Origin of the sequence: Mesorhizobium sp. M1328 (assembly GCF_040318075.1) — a bacterium.
In the GTDB taxonomy this organism is placed as follows: Bacteria; Pseudomonadota; Alphaproteobacteria; order Rhizobiales; family Rhizobiaceae; genus Mesorhizobium.
The window spans coordinates 259,924-278,499 of record NZ_JAMYLO010000004.1; the positions used below are offsets into that span (position 1 = coordinate 259,924).

General features: G+C 63.7%; 19 protein-coding genes and 1 pseudogene. 6 read left to right on the forward strand and 14 right to left on the reverse strand.

Features of this window, described 5'->3' with window-relative positions:
- Window positions 1-187: 187 nt before the first annotated feature.
- The 3 genes from NKH23_RS12670 to NKH23_RS12680 all read right to left on the reverse strand — a co-directional run bounded on the left by NKH23_RS12670 (window position 188) and on the right by NKH23_RS12680 (window position 3,276).
- Window positions 188-2,158, reverse strand: a complete 1,971-nt coding sequence (locus NKH23_RS12670) for an acyltransferase family protein (RefSeq protein WP_352915673.1) — start codon at window positions 2,156-2,158, stop codon at window positions 188-190.
- Window positions 2,159-2,350: 192 nt separating this feature from the next.
- Window positions 2,351-2,572 (reverse strand): alkylphosphonate utilization protein, encoded by a 222-nt coding sequence (locus NKH23_RS12675; RefSeq protein ID WP_352481647.1) that lies wholly within the window; start codon window positions 2,570-2,572, stop codon window positions 2,351-2,353.
- A 407-nt stretch (window positions 2,573-2,979) separates the two neighbouring features.
- Window positions 2,980-3,276: a hypothetical protein gene (locus tag NKH23_RS12680; protein ID WP_352915676.1), complete on the reverse strand. Its 297-nt coding sequence runs from the start codon at window positions 3,274-3,276 to the stop codon at window positions 2,980-2,982.
- 260 nt (window positions 3,277-3,536) lie between these two features.
- Between NKH23_RS12680 and NKH23_RS12685 the strand changes: the two genes are divergently transcribed.
- Entirely contained in the window at window positions 3,537-5,534 is a 1,998-nt protein-coding gene (locus NKH23_RS12685; RefSeq protein WP_352979392.1) for an AI-2E family transporter, read from the forward strand.
- A 131-nt stretch (window positions 5,535-5,665) separates the two neighbouring features.
- On the opposite strand, the gene NKH23_RS12690 is transcribed toward NKH23_RS12685, so the two are convergent.
- The 8 genes and pseudogenes from NKH23_RS12690 to NKH23_RS12725 form a co-directional block, all read right to left on the reverse strand.
- On the reverse strand, window positions 5,666-6,601 hold the full coding sequence (locus NKH23_RS12690; RefSeq protein WP_023675663.1) for a phosphatidate cytidylyltransferase: 936 nt from the start codon (window positions 6,599-6,601) through the stop codon (window positions 5,666-5,668).
- Window positions 6,602-6,623: 22 nt separating this feature from the next.
- Entirely contained in the window at window positions 6,624-7,286 is a 663-nt protein-coding gene (locus NKH23_RS12695; protein WP_292664595.1) for a lysophospholipid acyltransferase family protein, read from the reverse strand.
- Window positions 7,287-7,732: 446 nt separating this feature from the next.
- Window positions 7,733-9,064 (reverse strand): annotated as a pseudogene (locus tag NKH23_RS12700) (phosphatase PAP2/dual specificity phosphatase family protein); the annotation flags it as partial.
- Window positions 9,065-9,066: 2 nt separating this feature from the next.
- Complete coding sequence (locus tag NKH23_RS12705; RefSeq protein ID WP_352915682.1) at window positions 9,067-10,854, reverse strand: bifunctional alpha/beta hydrolase/class I SAM-dependent methyltransferase; 1,788 nt, start codon at window positions 10,852-10,854, stop codon at window positions 9,067-9,069.
- Between the two features lie 26 nt (window positions 10,855-10,880).
- The gene (locus NKH23_RS12710) at window positions 10,881-11,483 is read right to left on the reverse strand and encodes a CDP-alcohol phosphatidyltransferase family protein (protein WP_352915684.1); all 603 of its coding nucleotides are present in this window, start codon (window positions 11,481-11,483) and stop codon (window positions 10,881-10,883) included.
- Between the two features lie 110 nt (window positions 11,484-11,593).
- Window positions 11,594-12,274, reverse strand: a complete 681-nt coding sequence (locus NKH23_RS12715; protein ID WP_352915686.1) for a hypothetical protein — start codon at window positions 12,272-12,274, stop codon at window positions 11,594-11,596.
- 67 nt (window positions 12,275-12,341) lie between these two features.
- Complete coding sequence (locus NKH23_RS12720; protein ID WP_353034724.1) at window positions 12,342-12,863, reverse strand: Hsp20/alpha crystallin family protein; 522 nt, start codon at window positions 12,861-12,863, stop codon at window positions 12,342-12,344.
- A gap of 29 nt (window positions 12,864-12,892) precedes the next feature.
- On the reverse strand, window positions 12,893-13,369 hold the full coding sequence (locus NKH23_RS12725; protein WP_352915691.1) for an Hsp20 family protein: 477 nt from the start codon (window positions 13,367-13,369) through the stop codon (window positions 12,893-12,895).
- A gap of 332 nt (window positions 13,370-13,701) precedes the next feature.
- Here NKH23_RS12725 and NKH23_RS12730 point away from each other — a divergent pair, with 332 nt between their 5' ends.
- Window positions 13,702-13,914 carry a hypothetical protein gene (locus NKH23_RS12730; RefSeq protein WP_292664633.1) on the forward strand — a complete coding sequence of 71 codons (213 nt, stop codon included), beginning with the start codon at window positions 13,702-13,704 and terminating at the stop codon, window positions 13,912-13,914.
- A 134-nt stretch (window positions 13,915-14,048) separates the two neighbouring features.
- Window positions 14,049-14,318: a DUF982 domain-containing protein gene (locus tag NKH23_RS12735; RefSeq protein WP_352721179.1), complete on the forward strand. Its 270-nt coding sequence runs from the start codon at window positions 14,049-14,051 to the stop codon at window positions 14,316-14,318.
- Between the two features lie 110 nt (window positions 14,319-14,428).
- On the opposite strand, the gene NKH23_RS12740 is transcribed toward NKH23_RS12735, so the two are convergent.
- The gene (locus tag NKH23_RS12740) at window positions 14,429-14,698 is read right to left on the reverse strand and encodes an usg protein (RefSeq protein ID WP_023718102.1); all 270 of its coding nucleotides are present in this window, start codon (window positions 14,696-14,698) and stop codon (window positions 14,429-14,431) included.
- A 362-nt stretch (window positions 14,699-15,060) separates the two neighbouring features.
- Between NKH23_RS12740 and NKH23_RS12745 the strand changes: the two genes are divergently transcribed.
- The 3 genes from NKH23_RS12745 (at window position 15,061) to NKH23_RS12755 (ending at window position 17,386) form a co-directional block, all read left to right on the forward strand.
- The gene (locus tag NKH23_RS12745; protein ID WP_352721181.1) at window positions 15,061-15,375 is read left to right on the forward strand and encodes a co-chaperone GroES; all 315 of its coding nucleotides are present in this window, start codon (window positions 15,061-15,063) and stop codon (window positions 15,373-15,375) included.
- 59 nt (window positions 15,376-15,434) lie between these two features.
- Window positions 15,435-17,066 (forward strand): chaperonin GroEL, encoded by a 1,632-nt coding sequence (gene groL, locus NKH23_RS12750; RefSeq protein ID WP_352915693.1) that lies wholly within the window; start codon window positions 15,435-15,437, stop codon window positions 17,064-17,066.
- Window positions 17,067-17,170: 104 nt separating this feature from the next.
- Entirely contained in the window at window positions 17,171-17,386 is a 216-nt protein-coding gene (locus tag NKH23_RS12755) for a hypothetical protein (RefSeq protein ID WP_352915695.1), read from the forward strand.
- Between the two features lie 63 nt (window positions 17,387-17,449).
- Here the strand turns inward: NKH23_RS12755 and NKH23_RS12760 are convergent, their stop codons facing one another.
- Window positions 17,450-17,947, reverse strand: coding sequence for a GNAT family N-acetyltransferase (locus NKH23_RS12760; RefSeq protein WP_352721186.1), 498 nt, complete (start codon window positions 17,945-17,947; stop codon window positions 17,450-17,452).
- Between the two features lie 88 nt (window positions 17,948-18,035).
- Window positions 18,036-18,404 (reverse strand): endonuclease domain-containing protein, encoded by a 369-nt coding sequence (locus NKH23_RS12765; protein WP_352721187.1) that lies wholly within the window; start codon window positions 18,402-18,404, stop codon window positions 18,036-18,038.
- Between the last annotated feature and the right edge of the window lie 172 nt (window positions 18,405-18,576).

An 18,576-nucleotide genomic window follows, 5' to 3' on the forward strand; every position in this document is an offset into this window, starting at 1 on the left:
GAGGAGGCCAACATGGAAAAGCGACCAATGACTTCTTGGCGAGCCAATACTTTCGAGCTGTGCTGCCTTCTTGCAGTTCCGCTGTCGCTTATCCTTACGGTTTTCCTGGCGGGTCTCATCCTCAGCTGACGCCCGTATGGTTGCTTGCCGAGGGGGCTGGGTCGTGATCCGACAAGATCCGGCACTGTTACTTTACAGCCGCCGCCATCACATCCGAAAACAGCGCCCGTTCCACCGCCGGTTCCAGCGTTTCGGCGAAGGGCGTCGCCAGGTGGTGGCGGTCGCGGAAGGCTAGTTTGCCGTCGATGAAGACATGGCACGTGGTCTGGTCGCAAAAGCGGTCGGTCATGTCGATGTAAGCAGCGTTCGGTGTCGAGCGTACGATGTCGCGCTCTATGGTGGCGATGTCGTCGTTTGCCGCCATGATCCTCGGCGTGTCGCATGTCGCGGGCGTCTGGCCCCGCCACAGCGCCCGCGCCACGCATTTGTCGGCGTAGCTTGCATTGTAGGGAACGTCCCTGATGACCGCGACCTTGATGCCGGCCTGGCTGAAGGCTTGAAGCGTCCAGGTGAGGCCCGTTCGCCACTGCGCTTGCCAATCGGCGTGCTTCAACTCCTCGGGCGATTCCTTCATCACATTGCCGATCGAGAATTCCGAAATCACCACCAGTTGCGGATGGAGCGCGATGATGTCCTTGACCGACTGCTCGCGCCACTGGTCGCATTCGGTGTAGTCGCGCTTCAGCCGCCAGTTCCAGGTCGTCACCCGCGAAGCCCGGCAGGAGGATTTGAGAAAGGTGACGACGCGAAAGTTGTTCTTCTCGGCCGCCTTGATCAGCGGCGTCGACCAATGGTCGGCATGCGAGTCGCCGAACAGCACGACCGAGCGCTGGGCATCCTTGCGGCCGAACATGCAGGGCTTCGGCTTGACGGTCTCGAAATCGAGCACGCAGCCGCCATTGGTCGCGCGCACGGTGGAGAGCTGGGCAGCGCTGTCGGCGATGACGTGCTGTTCGGGGCTGAGATTGTGCTCGGCAAAGCGCGCATTGCCGTAGGCCGCGACCACGCCGGCGCCGGTCAGCGCGACGGCGGGCACCAGCGCCCGCGCTGCTCCGGCCATCAGCCAGCCGTTGCGGCGGATCGGGTTCTCGATGAAATGATAGGTGAACATCGACAGAACCAGCGTCAGCGCCGCGCAGGCAAAGCGGTCCAGGATGGACAGGTTGGGAACCACCATTGCCGCATAGACGATGACCGGCCAGTGCCAGAGATAGAGCGAATAGGAGAGCCGGCCCAACCATTGCAAGGGCGGCAGCGCCAGCGCGGCGCTCGGCAGGTTGCGGCCGCCGCTGCCGCTGAGCAGCAGCAGCACGGTGCCGGCGACAGGCGCCAGCGCATTCACCCCGGGAAAAGGCGAGTCTTCGTCCAGCATCAGATAGGCCCACGCGATCAGCGCTAGCCCGAGACATGCCTGGAGGGTGGCCAGCAGCGGCCGGTCGCGCCAGATCTTTGCCGGTGCCATGGTCGCGAGGCCGCCGGCGGCGAATTCCCAGGCCCTGAGCGGCGAGAAATAGAAGGCCCAGGGCTGCGACACTTCCGTCAGCCAGGCGCAGGCGGCGAAGGAGGCCGCACCGGCGACGCCGATGACGACGATAGCGGTGCGGTTGCCGGGGCGCAGCAATGCGGCGGCAAGCAGCAGCGCCGGCCATGCCAAATAGAACTGTTCTTCGACCGAGAGCGACCAGAAGTGGATGAAAGGGTTGTTGGTGGCGTCGGCGGCGAAATAGTCGAACGACCACCGGATCAGCCAAAGGTTGATCATGTAGGCGGAGGCGAACATAGCGCCTTTCGAATAAAGCGCCTGTTCCTCCGGCGACAGGATGAAATAACCCGCAAGCAGCGTGGCGAGGATGACGAACAGTGCCGCCGGCAACAGGCGCCGGGCGCGCCGGGCATAGAAGCGCCAGAGGTTCAGCCGCCCGGTCTCGGTGATTTCCGTAACCAGGTGGCGGGTGATCAGATAGCCCGAGATGACGAAGAAGATGTCGACGCCGGCAAAGCCGCCGGGCAGGCCGGAGAGACCAAAATGGAAGGCGATGACACCGGCCACCGCCAGTGCGCGCAGCCCTTCGATGTCAGGCCGAAATGATGCCGACACAATCACCTCATGCAAGGAATGCCCACCTCGCAGAGGCTCGACCCGATGCGCCGATATTGCAATGCAACAAATCTAACGCAGTGCAACATAGGGGGAGGGCGCAGCTCCTCCAGCTCCTCGCGCGGGCGATTCACTCACATGAGCGATTCAGTCATGAGGGCGATTGATATGGAAGCGAAGGTGCCGAGGCGATCACGCCTTTTTCAAAAACTCGGTCTTCAGCACCAGGCCCTTCACCTGCCTGGTGCTGCATTCGATCTCGCCGGGATTGCCGGTGAGGCGAATATTCTTCACCAGCGTGCCGCGCTTGATCGTCTCCGAGGTGCCTTTGACCTTGAGATCCTTGATCAGGGTCACGGAATCGCCCTCGTGCAGCGCCGTGCCATTGCTGTCTCTTACGATCGCGTCAGTCATGTCGGGTCTTTCGTGGGGCTCCGGTGCGGAGGTGGTTGGGTCATTACCCGGCCTATTCCACAGTTGGCGGCGAGGTCAAGCGTGCTGGGGGTCAAGCCCACTGGGTCAAGCGTGCCGGCTGTCAATGCCATGCGGACGGCCGATCGGAAAACCCGGGTTGCGAGCAGACGGGACCCCCCCTGGGCCCATAGTGGCATTGCCGCTCCGCGACATGCGCTCCGACCAGGCCGTCATCCATGCGATGGCGCCACGGCAATCGAACAAAAGCCGTGGCCTTCATTACGCAGATATTCCGGCACGAGTTCAAATAGCTGAGCGCCCGCCGGTGTGGACAGGAAGGTCGCACAATGGCGGAGCTGCCCGCCCTTTCGCTTGGTCCGTTATTGCAATCGGCAAGAAGCCGGCGGTCACTTGTTGGCGCCACCGAGCTGGTTGGCCATCTTGCAGAAGTCGGCATGCATCTTGGCAATGCCTGCGTCGCTGCATTCCTTCAACATCATGGCCCGGTCGCTCGTGGACATGGCCATCCATGCCGCCTTGAATTCGGCTTCCGACTTCATGCTCTTCATGCCGGCGTCGGTGAAGAAGGGCGTCATTTTCTGCGGATCGTCGAGCGCCGAAGTGCCAGTGGCACCGGCGGCAAGCGCTGCGCCGGTCATCATCGAAAGCGCCATCGCGCCCATGCAAAGCATCTTGATGTTCATGATCATTCCTCCAGAGCTGCTGCTTTGAGGTTGTCCATCAGCGATCTACGAAGGAACGGCGTTTTGACCCGAAAGTTCCACGTTCTGGCGCAGGCATGGAACAGGATTGCCCGTGACGCCATTAATGCAGAAAATTCTACCACGACTGAATTTGCGGCGCTGCAGACGAGCGCAATCGGCGTCCAGCTGGGTGAGACGCTACGAAGTTGCACGCCGGCTCAATATGCCCGATCATGGCGGTGGCGGGGTGGAGGTATCAAGTGGCGGCAAATCGTCGAAACGGCGCGCACCTGTCGGAGCCCCGGCGGGCGGGCATTGTTTCCGCGGCCAGGGCGCTTCCGCGCACATCCTTGCCCAGCGTAGCGTCGGTCGTGACGGCCGTCGCGGCGCTCTATTTCGGGCGCGAGGTCTTTCTGCCGATCGCAATCGCGCTGCTGCTTACCTTTGCGCTCGTGCCCATGGTATCGGCACTCAAGCGAGCCGGCATTCCGCGTCTTCCTGCCGTAATCGCCAGCGTGCTCGGCGCATTCACGGTGCTGGCTCTGTTCTCCTTCATCGTCGCCACGCAGGTCAGTGAACTGGCGCAGAACATCCCGCTTTACCAGGCGAATATCCTGACCAAGGTCCGGTCGCTCAAGGAAACCGGCGTCGGCGGAGGCATCGTTTCCAGATTGAGCCGGGTGATCGAACGCGTCGGCCAGGAGCTCGACAGACCGGAGCCCGCACAACCCGCCGCCGATCAGCCTCCGCGGGAGCCGATCCCGGTCGAAATCGTCGCGCGCGAACGACCGCTCGAGGTTCTCCAGAATCTGATCGGCCCGCTGCTGAGCCCGCTGGCATCGGCCGGACTGATCGTTGTGGTCGTCATATTCATGCTGCTCGAGCGGGAGGATCTGCGCGATCGCTTCATACGCCTCGTCGGCTACGGCGATCTGCATCGAACCACCGAGGCGTTGCAGGATGCCGGCAAGCGCGTCGGCCGGTATCTGCTGATGCAATTGGTCGTGAACATCGTCTATGCCGTCCCGATTGCAATCGGACTTTGGCTGCTGGGCATACCCAATCCATTGCTGTGGGGCTTGCTGGCGCTGGCGCTGCGCTTCGTCCCCTATATCGGCCCGGTCATAGCGACGCTGTTGCCTCTGTTCCTGGCGCTTGCCGTGGCGCCCGGCTGGTCGCTCGTGCTATGGACCGCCGGGCTTTTCGTCGTGGTGGAACTGATCACCGGCAACGTGATCGAACCCTGGCTCTACGGCTCGCGCACCGGGCTGTCGCCATTGGCTATCATCGTTGCGGCGATCTTCTGGACCTGGCTCTGGGGGCCATTGGGCCTGGTTCTGTCGACGCCGCTCACGGTCTGCCTCGTCGTGCTCGGCCGCCATGTGCCGCAGTTCGAATTCCTCGACGTTCTGTTCGGCAACGAACCCGTGCTCGAACCGCACGCCCGGCTTTACCAGCGGCTGCTGGCCGGCGATCCCGAGGAAGCGACGGACCATGCCGAGGAGATGCTGGAGGAAAAATATCTGGTCGAGTTCTATGACGAGGTCGCGATTCCCGCACTTCTGCTCGGCGAGCAGGACCGGGTGCGTGGTGTGTTGAGCGATGAGCAAAGACAGCAGGTCGCGGGCAGCGCGCTGACGATGGTGGCGAACCTCGACGACAGCGCGCAGGAGGAGGCGGAAGAGGACGATACGGCCGCGGCCGAGGACAACGGCTCACGCGAGGACAAGCAGGTTCAGGGGGAGGTTCAGGGCGAGGACGAAACTGAACTGCCGGATGGCACGGGCATGTCGGTGCTGTGCGGCGGAGGGCGCGGCGAACTCGACGATGCCGCTGCCGCCATGCTGGCGCAGGTGCTCGAAATCCAGGGCGCCACGGTGTTGAGAGCGAGCTTCGCCGATATGGAACCGGGGAGCATTCGCCGTCTTGAGCTCGACGCTGTCGATACCGTCGTCGTCGGATTTTTAAACCGGGATTCCGTCAAGCACGGCCGGTTCCTGGTCCGTCGGCTGAAACGCGCCAAACCAAGGTTGCGGGTGGGCATCGTATTGTGGTCGGAAGCCGACAGCGACAACCAGGAGGCAGACGCCAGATTGGCCAATGAGATCAACGCCGATTTCGTCGCACACGGCATGGTCGGTGCGGTGCTCGGTGCGTTGTCCAGCGCTCCGCCGGTGGCGCTGAAGACCACCGCCAAACGCCGCGTGCGCCGCCTGGCGCCGGCGCGCAAGAAAGAGTCGCTCGCCGCGGCAAAATGAGCGCGGCGAAGACCGCGGCAGGTCGGGTTATTACCGCTTTCGCGAAAACGGCAATAACGAAACGGATCAGGTGTCTTCGCAAGCGTCGCGCTGAACCGTTCGGATGCTACCGCGACGAACGGCGCCAGTCTTCACACAGTCCAGAAATAACGCACCGTATGGAAGAAGACCGGGGCGGCGAAGACCAGGCTGTCGGCACGGTCCATCATGCCGCCATGGCCTTCGATCAGATGGCCCCAGTCCTTGACGCCTTGATCGCGCTTGATGGCGGAGGCGACCAGCCCACCAAGGAAGCCCATCAGACAGGCGATGAAGGCGACGCCGGCTGCCTGCAGCGGCGAAAACGGCGTCAGGAACGACAGCAGCGCGCCGAGCAGGCTCGATGCTGCCAGCCCGCCGACCAGCCCCTCCCAGGTCTTCGACGGCGAGACCGTCGGCGCCAGGAGATGCCGGCCGAACAGCTTGCCGAAGATATATTGCAGCACGTCGCTGCCTTGCACGGTGATGATCAGGAAAGCGATCAGCAACAGGTTGCGGCCTTCGAAGCCTGGCACCTCGAGCGTCAGCAGCGCCGGCACGTGGCTGACGCAGTAGACCGAAATCATGACCGCCCATTGCTGCGCCGAGACGCGCTCGAGAAAGCGCTCGGTGTCGCCGTGCAGCGCGGTGATCGCCGGCATCAGCAGGAAGCAGTAGACCGGGATGAAGATGGTGAAGAGCCCGTACCAGGCGGTCCACACCAGCCAGTACTGGAACGGGATAACGATGCCGAACATGCCGAGCAGCACCCAGTGGTCGCTGCGGCGGCTGTGTGTCAGCGTCACGAATTCGCGCAGCGCGGCGAACGAAATCAGCGCGAACAGAATGGTCATGCCGGGGCGGCCGAAGAAGAAGGCGACGGTGATCGCCACCACCATCACCCACCAGGCATTGATGCGCTGGGTGAGGTTGACCAGCGTCGGCGACAACGGCTTTGGCGCGCGCCATGACAAGACGCCGGCGACGACGCTGGCGCTGATCAGCACCGCCAGGAGGCCGACAATCAGAATGAGGGTTTCGTGCATCATCGGCAGCATTTTGCCTTGGTCCTCAATCGTCTCGCTGCGGCCGGGGGTTCAGCGCCAGCAGCGTTTCGCGGGCGCGGTCGAGAAAGGCGCGGCGTTCCTCACCCGGTTGAATGGCGATCGGCGCGCCGAAGACGACGCGGCAAAGCAGCGGCACCGGCACGAATTGCCCCTTGGGCAGCACCCGCGACATGTTCTCGATCCAGCACGGGATAAGCTCGACATCGGGCCGCGCCATCGACAGATTGTAGAGGCCTGAGCGGAACGGCAGCAGCGGTTCGTCGGTCATGTTGCGCGTGCCTTCGGGAAACAGGATCAGCGAATGGCCTTGGTCGAGCACCGACAGCATGATCGAGATCGGGTGCTGCGTTTCATCCGTCCATTGCCGGTGGATCAGCACGGAAGACAGCATGTCCTCGGCGATGAAACGGCGCAGCCGCGTCTTGCCCCAATAATCGGCGGCCGCCACCGCATGGGTACGGGCGCGTTCCTTCTCGCTGAGGCAGGCCGACAGCAGGATGAAATCGCCGTGGCTGGCATGGTTGGCGAAGTAGATACGCTGCCGGTCCGATGGCTGGCTGCCGTTCCAGATCGGCCGCACGCCGGTGACCACCCAGGCCAGTGCCGACAGGCCGACCGAGGTCACCGTCTGCAGCAGGGTATAGGTGCTGACGCGAAGCTTTGTCATGGACGGGCTCAAAAGAATGCCGCGACGACCGAGGCCGCCGCGAACAGGCTGAAGGCGATACGCTGCTTGGCGAGCAGACGGCGCGTGCCGGCCATCCGCTGGTCGAGCGAGCGGCCGCCGGCCGCCGTGGGTTTCAGCCGCATGCGCGCCAGCACGTCGTCGATCGCCGCACCGCCGCCTGCCTCGCTGGCGTGGCTGGCCATCAGCCGGAACAGCAGCGCGTCGAATAAAAGCAGGGCCGAGAGAATAATTGTGGCTATGGCACCCGCGGCGGCGATCAGCCAGGCCGCCGCGGATAGCGACGATGTTTGCGGCGCAGCCGCCAGGCCGATGACCGGCGCCGCCAGCAAGGCAGCAGCAATCAACAGCAGCGGCCATGCCACCTGCACCATCAGCCCGGCGGCGAACGCTTCGGCCCTGTCACGATAGGCGGTCATGTTCGCCGCGTCCACGCCAAGATGCACCGGCCGGCCCGCGGCGGCGAGCTTGCCTCGCGCCTGATCCGGCGTGGCGGCCCGGCCGCTGGCGACCAGCCATTCGCCGACGACGGCGGCGCTGCGTTGGAAGCCGAGCGCACAGCAGACCAGCACCGTGCCCTGGCTCTGCGCCGCCTCGATCGTCGCCACCGCTTGCGCACGCGCCTCCGGCGATGGCGGCAATAGATCGACCATGGCCACGCTCACCCAGCGGCCGGAGGCGCCGCGCGGTCTTTCCAATTCGCCGGCAAGGTCGACCACCGTGCCGAAGGGGTCGGCCTCGGCGGCGGTCGGAAAACGGCCAAGGAAAACACCGTCGGCGATGACGATCTGCGCCGGAAACTTTCGCGTCCACGCCCACACATTGGCCTTGGCGCCAAGGCGGTAGGGCCAAAGCAGAAGACGGCTGGCCAGCGACACGCGGCCATCGGCTGTTTTCTGGAACAGTTTGGCGCCGGCGCCGGCATAGGCGAAAGCGACTATGGCCAGCGCCAGTGCCGGCCACAACAGGATGAGCCACAGCGCCGAGACCAACGCGCCGGCAGCCGCGCCGGCCAGCGCAAGGGTTGCGCCGAGCGAATAGAACAGCGCCAGCCGCCGCGCCTTCGGGTCAGCGCTCAGGCGGAAGCCGGCGAACGGCAGCTCGCCGTCGCGCGGAAACAGCCACAGCGCGAAAAGGCCGAGCAGCGCGCCAGTCGGAATGTCGATGAAATGGTGCTGCCACGTCGTCAGCACCGAGGCGCCGATCAGGAAACACCAGAAATGCCAGGCGACGCCGGCAATGCCGGTCAATCTGTGACGCCAATGGTCCCAGATGATGACCAGCAGCGCGATATGCAGCGACGGCGCCTGGTTGAAGGGTTTGTCGAAGCCGCCGAGTACGGCGAACATGAAACCGGGCAGGCCGCTCGTCTGCGGGCGCGCGAAGGTCGCCGTCAGCGGGAACAGGATGAAGCAGGCGACGGCGACGAGCTGCGCCGTCAGATAGCGGCCGGCAAGGCGGTCGACGCCGCTCTTCGAATTGTTCAACAGCAGCGACAAGCCATAGAACAGGTTGATCGACCAGTAGGGCACGATCGTCCAGGCAAGGAACGGGACGCCATGCTCCCAGCCGAAGACGATGCTGCCGACGTCGTCGCGCCGCGACGCCAGCCAATTGGCGAAGCCGTAGGTGGCGTAGAAGAACGGCGCCAGAAATGCAAGCCACAGGGCGGCGCGCAGGACTATCCCGGGATATGGCTCGCGCGGCAAGGCCGGAAGGGCAGGGGCATCGTGAGGAAAGGCAGAGGCAGGCAAGTTCATGCTCAGACGCGCCGCGCGACCGAAACGGTGAAGATGCCCCACTGGTCGATGCGCTGGTCGAGCTTCTCGAAGCCGGCGGCCGCCACCAACTGGTCCATCTCGGCCTGCGTGCGGCGGCGCATCACCCAGGCCTGGCCGCCGCGGTGCGAGGTCAGGCTGCGCGCGATCATCTCGAGCTGCGGATGCCAAGGCTGATTGGTGTAGACGAGCAGGCTTCCGGGCTGCATGGCGCCGGCCAGTCCACCGAGCGAGCGGGCAATCATGGCATTGTCGGAAAACAATTCGTAGAGCCCCGAGACGACGGCGAGATCCGGCGCCGGGTCGAGCCCGGTCAGCGTGGTGGCGTCGAATGCGTCACCTTGATGGAACGAGATAGTCGCCGGCAGCCTGCGCTCGGCGATCAGCTTGCGGCCGAGCGAGACGTTGAGCTCGGAGAAATCCTGCAGCCGTACGCTTGCCGGCGGCTCGGCGCATTTCTGCACGGCATCGAGCACGTAGCGGCCATGGCCAGCGGCGATATCGACGATATGGACCGGCCGGTCGGCGGCCTTCAGCGTCTCGGCGGCGCTGCCGATCAGCTCTTCCAGATGCAGCTTGCGCTGGCGGATGCCGCGCCAGCCGATGGCATCTAGAAAGGTGCGGTCGATCATGCGGCCGATGGGGCTGATGCCGCGCGCCTCGTTCTCGTAGACATAGTCGAGCGTCGAGCCGGAATCGAAGCCGGTGGCAATCCCCGTCTTCATGCCCGACGACAGCCAGGCGCCCATGCGGATCGAGGCGCGGCTCATCGCCCAGTAGAGGCCCCTTAGCGACAGCAGCGGCAGCGGCGAGGCCAGCCGGTCGGCCTCGTCGCGTGTGTAGCCGGCGCGGTCGGCCTCGGTCAGGTCGACCGGCTTTTCCGGCGCCGCGAATTGCTTTTCAAGGAAAGGCGTGATCAGGTCGAGTGCCTTGTGGCGGTCGCGCTCGCCAAGCGTGTCGTGGAAGAAGCCGGGCAACACATGCCGCTCCTTGGCCGGGCTCGCCAGATTGACGAAAAACTCGTGCTGCGGTCCATGCCGCACCACCCAGTCGCTGCCGGAGATCAGAAGCTGTGTCGGCACGGTGATGGCGCGGGCGTCGGCGACCATGCGCGCGGCATGGTCGTAGAGCTCGACCAGGATGTTGGAGGCGATCGGCCGGGTGATCAGCGAGTCGGCGTCGAAGGAGGCGATACGCTCGGGGTCATGCGTCAGGAATTTCGCCTTGACGTAGGAATTGACGAAGAAGCGGCCCTTCAGCTTCTGCCACAACGCAATGCCTTGCTTGGCGAAGGGCACGTAGAGCTTGACCGAGAAGGCCGGCGAGGCCAGCACCAGGGCGCGAATGTCGGGCGCATAGTCATGCACCCAGGCGGCGGCAAGCACGGCGCCGAAGGATTGCGCGATCAGCGCGATGTCGCGCCGGGCAAAGCCGTCGCTGCCGATCTCGCGCACGAAACAATCGATGTCGCGCACCAGCGCGGCAAACGACGGCGCATAGCCGCGCTCGCCGGCGGAGCGGCCATTGCCGCGCGCATCCCAGGCATAGAAGGCGTGGTCGGGCATCTGGAGCTCGTCGACCAGATGCGCCATGCGGCCGCCATGCTCGTGGCCGCGGTGGAACAGCAGGATGGCGCCCTTGCGGTTTTCCGACAGTGCCGGCCAATAGCGATAGAAGATCTCAGTGCCGTCATGGCTCTTGAAGCTGCGCTCCTGCGCCACCCGCTCGATGTTGGCTGGAGCCACGGCGGCAACCGTCTCTTGGTGAAGCATGTTGTTCTCCCTGGCGAGACCGGAATTCAGCTGCCGCTCCCGTTAAGGCCGCTGCGTATCCGGTTGATGGCGGTCGCCAGCGAGAGTGTAGCCATGGCCGGAAACACGAGCGGCGTGAGCGCCGGGACCCACAGGCCGGACGCGATAAGCACGGCGAGGATGCCAAGCGCCAGCGCCCGGTCGCTTTTGCCGAACGGGCCGGCATAGTTGCGCCCGGTTCCTGCGGCGATGCCGAGCACGCCGGCGAACTCCGTGATCATCGCCGCGATAGCAAATGCAACGACGCCCCAGGCAGGAAAAATGACGGCAAAGGCCAGGATCAAAGCGAGATCGGAGACAACATCGCAGAGCTCGTTGAGATACATGCCGAGCTTCGAGGCCTGGCCATGTTCCCTTGCGAGCATACCGTCGATCGCATTCAGCGCCATTCGCATAAACAGCACGAGCGGCATCAGCAGAATGACCACGCGGTGGCCGGCAAGGGCTGCCACCACAAGGCCGGTGGCGAGCGAGAGGGCCGAGGCCAGCAGCGTGATCTGGTTGGCGGTGATGCCCGCCCTGGCCAGGCCGTCGGCAAGCGGCCGCAGCCTGGCCTGGAAGGCCGGTTTCAGCGCATAAAGCGTCGGCATATGCGAACCCCGCGGCCGCGGTGCAAAGTGATGTTGGCGAGGATGGTCAATTGGCGCGCAAGACGCAAGGGCGGCGCCCTGCCACTTTTCGACATCCGGTTGCGTCGGCGCTAGCTTTCGCTGTCGCCATTGTCGCCTGGGAACCGTGCGGGCAAGCTTTCTTCGGCCGCCGCCCAGGCGCGACTATGATAGCGCCGCAGGATGAGAATGCATGTCGCGAAGGCCGCCAGCCCGCAAATCACGCCGGGCGACATGCCTCCGCCGAAAGCGGACTTAACAACGATGCCGGCGAAGACGCCGGCGATGGCGCCGTTGATCGTGCCCACCATCCCCGCGGTGGTCATGAAATATTGCAGCGGCGAGGGCCTGAGACCTTTGTCGACCAGCACCGCCGAGGGGTCGTCATGCGTGGAATTGACAAGGTATCTTTGCAGGACGGGCGCCAGTTCGACGAAATAGTGGCGGATCCTGGCCATGCCGCGGGCATGCACCATGTCCTCGATGGCAACCTGCACAGCGCGCACGAAGGTGACCAGGCCGATGAAGAAAAGGCAAGGCAGCAAGATAAGGCTGAACAACACGAACGGCCTGCCCATCTCCGTGACCTGCGCGACGAAGGACAAGGCAATCGTTGCGCTCGAGACCGAGGTCAGGAACAGATCGGCTCGCTGGTTCGCTTCCTGAATGGTCGCGGCGCGAGCGTTTTGCAGCACGAAATGCTCGGTCGTCAGGCACTGCAGGGCGTGCTGCGCCTGGTCAGGCGGAACCGGAGTGTCGGGAGAACGGGTCATCGACATTTGCCCCCCTCTGCCCGCCGGAACCGGCAGGGCAGAAGGGGCGTCGTCCTGCTGCGAGCCATCAGGACTTGCCGTTGCCGTCGTTGATGGCTATAGGCTTGGCCTTGGCCTTGGCGCGCTCCGTCTTCGGCAGCGGCACGCTGAGCACGCCGTTCCGGAACGCCGCGTTCACCTTGTCTTCGTCGACTTCGTAGCCGAGCGGGATCCGCCGCTCGAAACGGCCATAGAAGCGTTCGGAGAACTGCCTGTCCTTGTCCTCGGTCTCTTCGCGCTTCTCGCCGCGCAGCGTCAGCACGCCATCGTCGAGCAGTAGCTCGACGTCCTTCTCGTCCATGCCGGGAATCTCAGCGGTGACGCGGATCTCCTTTTCGCCATCGGAGATTTCGACACTCGGCCAGCTGGTGCGGGCAGCGGAGAAGCTACCGAGCGACGGCAGCCGCGTGTCGAGGTCGCGGAACGCCTCGTCGAACAGGCGGTTCATTTCGCGATGCAGCGTCAGGAAGGGATCGCGATCGCCGTGGCGGAACAGGCTGGGGGCCTGATTGTTCTCCCGGCCCCAGGGAATGAGATCACGAATAGCCATTGCATAGTCTCCTTTCTCGACTGGTGCGTTCAGGCAGCCTGCTTGTTTGCTTCGACCTGCGTGACCTTCGGCCCGGTCTTCGGCGAGGCGACATCGGTCCCGATGGCGATGTGCCGAGGCTTCATCTCCTCGGGCACCTCACGTACCAGATCGATGCTGAGCAGGCCGTTGTCGAGCGAGGCGCCTGCGACCTTGACGTGATCGGCAAGCTCGAAACGGCGGGTGAAGGGCCGCGCGGCGAGGCCACGATGCAGATATTCCGCGTTGTCCGGATCCTTGTACCGGCCCGAGACGATCAGGAGGTTCGGCTCGTGGGTTATCTCGAGGTCGTCCTCGGAAAAGCCAGCGACGGCGATGGTGACGCGGTAGTTGTTCTCGCCCCTGCGCGCGATGTCATAGGGCGGCCAGGCGTCGAAAGCCTGCGGAGCATTTTCCAGCAGGTTGAAAACGCGGTCGAAGCCGATGCTCGACCGATAGAGCGGGGAAAAATCGAATGCGGTTCTCATAGCTACATCCTCCATCGAGCAACATAGATACGAGGAGCGCCAAAGAGCTGGCGCTCCCTGGTTTCGCCGGCCCCATTTCGGCGACCGGTGCCTTCGATCTGGTTACTGTCCGCCGCAAGTCAAGACCCGGTGGCTTTCGCGTTGCCGGTTTTTCGGTCGGTTCGGCGAGGCTGCCAATTTCCCCGCTTGCGGCGAGATGTCCGGCAGGAGATTGCCTGTTTGGCTTCAATCGCCAACGCTGACTTCCCCGGCCGGTTATTGTCTGCCGCAGGTCAAGACCCAGATTCTTGTGTTGCCGGGCCCATTCCCGGCACTCGCAGATGGAGCTGACCATGACACGCGACGAGATCATTTCTGTGCTGGGCCCGGTCGACGACGCCGTTATCGCCGACATTGCGGCGACGGACGGGACGGTCCAGGAATTGCGTGAGGCCCTGGCCTGGATCGCCGCCGACGAGGCGCTGGTGAACGAGGGCCGACCGCTGCCGACGGCAAGAGTAGCGATGCTGATCGAACTGCTGCAAGGGCCGGACGAGGAGGAATAACCGGCTGTTGCCGCGATGCTCTTGAACCGCGCAAAGAGAAGACCACCTTCGGCGGCGCCGGCCGGCCGTCGGTGCCTGCCAGCATAACGTTGCTTGCTCAAACAAGAAGACGATCAGAAAACAAGGAGGAAGTGATGGACGACGTCCGCTTTGCCGAGCCGATCACGTTGAAATTCCAATCCAGCGAGCGCAAGGTCGCCAGCAGTTGGGAAGCCATCGAATGCATGCGCCAGCAGTGGGCGGACCGTGCACGCGGCCGGAGTTGGCGCGCCGCCTATCGGACCTGCCGCGACGCGCTCGACGGTTGGCGTACCGCGCGTGATGCGCGCAAGGCCTTCGTCAGGGCGGCGCGCAAGGCCGGATTGCTCGCATCGGCCCGCAAGCCTGTCGACCACGCCGGCTAGCCCGGCCCCCCCGCCGATAATGTGAGATCCAAGACAAGTGGGGAGAGGCAGCTGCCTTTCCCCCACCTCGGAGACTTTGTCAGCTGTCTAGCGGCTGATCGGCTTGCTCCTCAGTGGACGGTGATAATGCCGTTTACGGCCCGCCATTCGGAGGGCTGGATCAGGTGATGATGGGCGACGCGCACCGAATGCAGCGGGCCTTCGATCTCGCGCTCCCAGAAATCGAGGAAATGCTTCAGCGTCGGGAAATCGGGGGCAATATCGTACTCCTGCCAGATGTAGAGCTGCAGCAGGCTGCGATGATCGGGCAGGCGGTAGTGGATCTCCGCCGTGGTGAGGCCAAACCCTTGCATCTGGAGCTGAAAGTCCCTGCTGGTCATGCGATCGTCCTTTCCGTTGAAATCTCGGTCTGTTGAAATCTCGGCCTGCAAAACGCCTCGCCTTCCACATAGGTTCCAGCCGCCGCGAGCGGCTCCCGGCGGACGGGATTTTGAAAAATCCTGCCAAATTTCAGGCGCATTTTACCTGAGGCGACTAATGTGCGAACGATTACAGGGTATTGGCACTCTCAGGTGTCGAGTGCTAAAATTTTTGCGGGATCCTCTTGAAAGCTGAAAAAAGCGCGACTAGTTCGTATGCGCGCGATGCCTGACGAAGGGTCGTGCACCCCGTGCCGGGCCGATTATTGCCGGTCCGGTCAGGAGGATCTTCGAAAATCTGTTTGTCCCGAGAGGAGAACGACATGACGTTCCGTCCATTGCACGACCGCATCCTGGTCCGCCGTATCGAGGTCGAAGAGAAGACCGCCGGCGGCATCATCATCCCCGACACCGCCAAGGAGAAGCCGCAGGAGGGCGAGGTCATTGCCGCCGGTCCGGGCGCGCGCGACGACAGCGGCCAGTTGCAGCCGCTCGACGTCAAGGTCGGCGACCGCATCCTGTTCGGCAAATGGTCCGGCACCGAGATCAAGCTCAATGGCGAGGATCTGCTCATCATGAAAGAGAGCGACGTGCTGGGCGTTATCGAGGGCGCCGGCGAGATGAAGAGGGCCGCCTGAGCGGGGCCTCAACAAGCATTCCAGTCAACGAAAAGCTGCCTATTCGAAGGAGTGATCCAATGGCTGCCAAAGATGTGAAATTTCATACCGAAGCCCGCGAGAAAATGCTGCGCGGCGTCGATATTCTCGCCAATGCGGTGAAGGTAACGCTCGGTCCCAAGGGCCGCAATGTCGTCTTCGATAGGTCGTTCGGCGCCCCGCGCATCACCAAGGACGGCGTGACTGTCGCCAAAGAAATCGAGCTGGAGGACAAGTTCGAGAATATGGGCGCGCAGATGGTGCGCGAGGTCGCCTCGAAGACCAGCGACACCGCAGGCGATGGCACCACGACCGCGACGATTCTTGCTCAGGCCATTGTCAGGGAAGGGGCCAAGGCGGTCGCTGCCGGCATGAACCCGATGGATTTGAAGCGCGGCATCGACAAGGCGGTCGACGCCGTCGTCGCCGACCTGAAATCCAATGCCCGCAAGGTGACCAGGAACGACGAAATCGCTCAGGTCGGCGCCATCTCTGCCAATGGCGATGCCGAGATCGGCCGCTTCCTCGCAGAGGCGATGGAAAGGGTTGGCAATGAGGGTGTCATCACTGTCGAGGAAGCCAAGACCGCTGAGACTGAGTTGGAAGTGGTCGAAGGCATGCAGTTCGACCGTGGCTACCTCTCGCCCTATTTCATCACCAACCAGGATAAGATGCGCGTCGAACTCGAAGAACCTTATGTGCTGATCCACGAGAAGAAGCTGTCCAACCTGCAGGCCATGCTTCCTGTGCTCGAAGCCGCCGTGCAATCGGGCAAGCCGCTGTTGATCATCGCCGAGGACGTCGAAGGCGAGGCGCTGGCGACGCTGGTCGTCAACAAGCTGCGCGGCGGCCTGAAGGTTGCGGCCGTCAAGGCGCCGGGCTTCGGTGATCGCCGCAAGGCCATGCTCGAAGACATCGCCATCCTGACCGGCGGCAGGGCGATCTCGGAAGACCTCGGTATCAAGCTCGAGAACGTCACACTGGAGATGCTCGGCCGCGCCAAGAAGGTGCTGATCGAGAAGGAGAATACCACCATCGTCGACGGTGCCGGCCGCAAGGATGAAATCCAGGCGCGCATCAGCCAGATCAAGGCTCAGGTCGAGGAAACCACCTCCGACTACGACCGCGAGAAGCTGCAGGAGCGGTTGGCCAAGCTCGCTGGCGGCGTCGCAGTCATCCGCGTCGGCGGCTCGACCGAGATCGAGGTCAGGGAGCGCAAGGATCGCGTCGACGACGCCATGCACGCCACACGCGCGGCGGTCGAGGAGGGTATCCTGCCCGGCGGCGGCGTGGCGCTGCTGAGGGCGGCGAAGGCGCTCGATAACGTCGTCGTCGACAATCCCGATCAGAAGACCGGTGTCGACATCGTGCGTCGCGCCATCGAAGCGCCGGTGCGCCAGATCGCCGAGAACGCCGGTGCGGAAGGTTCGATCATCGTCGGCAAGCTGCGCGAGACGACCGACTTCGGCTATGGCTGGAACGCCCAGACCAACGAGTTCGGCGACCTGTACGGGCAGGGCGTCATCGATCCGGCTAAGGTCGTGCGCACTGCGCTGCAGGGTGCGGCCTCTGTTGCCGGGCTGCTGGTGACGACCGAGGCGATGGTGGCCGAGAAGCCGAAGAAGGAAACGCCCATGCCTCCGATGCCCGGCGGTGGCGGCATGGACTTCTAAGGTCAGGCTTCCAAAGCGCGATTTCGAAACGGCAGATGGACCGTGTCCGCCAAAGGCGGGCACGGTCTTGCCGGTCCGGGAACTGATGCTGAGCAGGTGTTGCCATGGATATGACGGACAGTCTTGGAAAGATCGCCGCGCCGACCCGCCCGAAGAACGATTTCAACTATGAAACCGATTGCAGGGCGGCGCTGGCGCCTTTGGTCGACGGGTTGCTGGATATGGCTGAGTCGGCCGGCTGGGATCGCCGCAAGGCGGCCTACACGCTGATGTTTCTGGCGGCTCAACGCGTGGGGGCCGGCAAGGAGGAGCGCCAATGATTGCGGCGCGGATGCGCGAATGCCTGCTCTAGTGGGGAGATTGGCAGCTTCACCGACAGCGCTTTAAGCCCGTGGCAGCAGCCGGCGCATGATCAGCGAGGCGTGGCCGCCCACCCCGTGTGCAGCCGGCCGGCGCTCGACGACCTCGAAGCCGTGCTTGCGATAGAAGGCGATTGCGCGGTCGTTGCCCTCGATCACTTCCAGTGCGATGCTGGGAATACCCGCATGCGCGGCAAGAACGGCGTGCAGCAGGTCGGCGGCAAAGCCGGTGCCGTAGTCGCTTTTGTCGATATGGAGCCGCTCGAGCATGACCTCGCCCTTGTCGTCCATCGCCGCCATCGCGTAGCCGGCGAGCGAGCCGTCAGCCCGCTCGGTGACGAAGGACATCTTGCTGTCGTCCCTGAGCTCGGCCGCCAGCCGCTCCGGCGCGTGCTTCTCATCCGACAGCCGTGCCGTAGTCTCGGCACCCAGGATCGGCGAATAGGTGTATCGCCAGGACTCTCCAAGTAGCCGAGACACCGCCGGCACGTCCTGTTCGGTCATGGTCCTTATCTGGGTCATTGGCACCTCGCCTCAGAAACCTGCCCTTTGAGCGGAGATGTTCGGCAGGACAGAGAGGTGCTGTCCCACCGACCCTGCACGGCCGAGTTCAGCGCACATCCGCGCCGGCCACGATTACGATGTGCTGACAGACATTATCGATATCGCGAATGACGTCGTCGTTCCAGAAGCGCAGGATAGTCCAGCCGAGCGCTTCAAGGCGCGAGCTTCTTGCAGCATCCGATGCCGAAGCTTCGGCCTCGGCATGCTGAGAGCCGTCCAACTCGACAATGAGCTTTTTGTCCGGACAGGCAAAATCGACGATAAAGCCGGCGATGGGCATCTGGCGGCGAAATGGCAGTCCCATGAGACGATGGGCCCGGACCTCGTTCCAGAGCTTCAGCTCGGCATCAGTCATCGACTTGCGCATTTTGCGCGCATTGCCGCGGTTACTGGGAGGTACGGGATAGTGGTTCACTACTTCTATTCCCTTCGCGCGAAACTTGCCTATCCCTCTACGCTGCGCTTGAACACCCCCCTCTGTCCTGCCGACCTGGATAGCTACCGCTCCTCCACCATCACCGCCTCACCCGCGATTTCAGCCAGCGGTCGAAGGCCACGGCGAGGATGAGGATCAGGCCGATGACGAT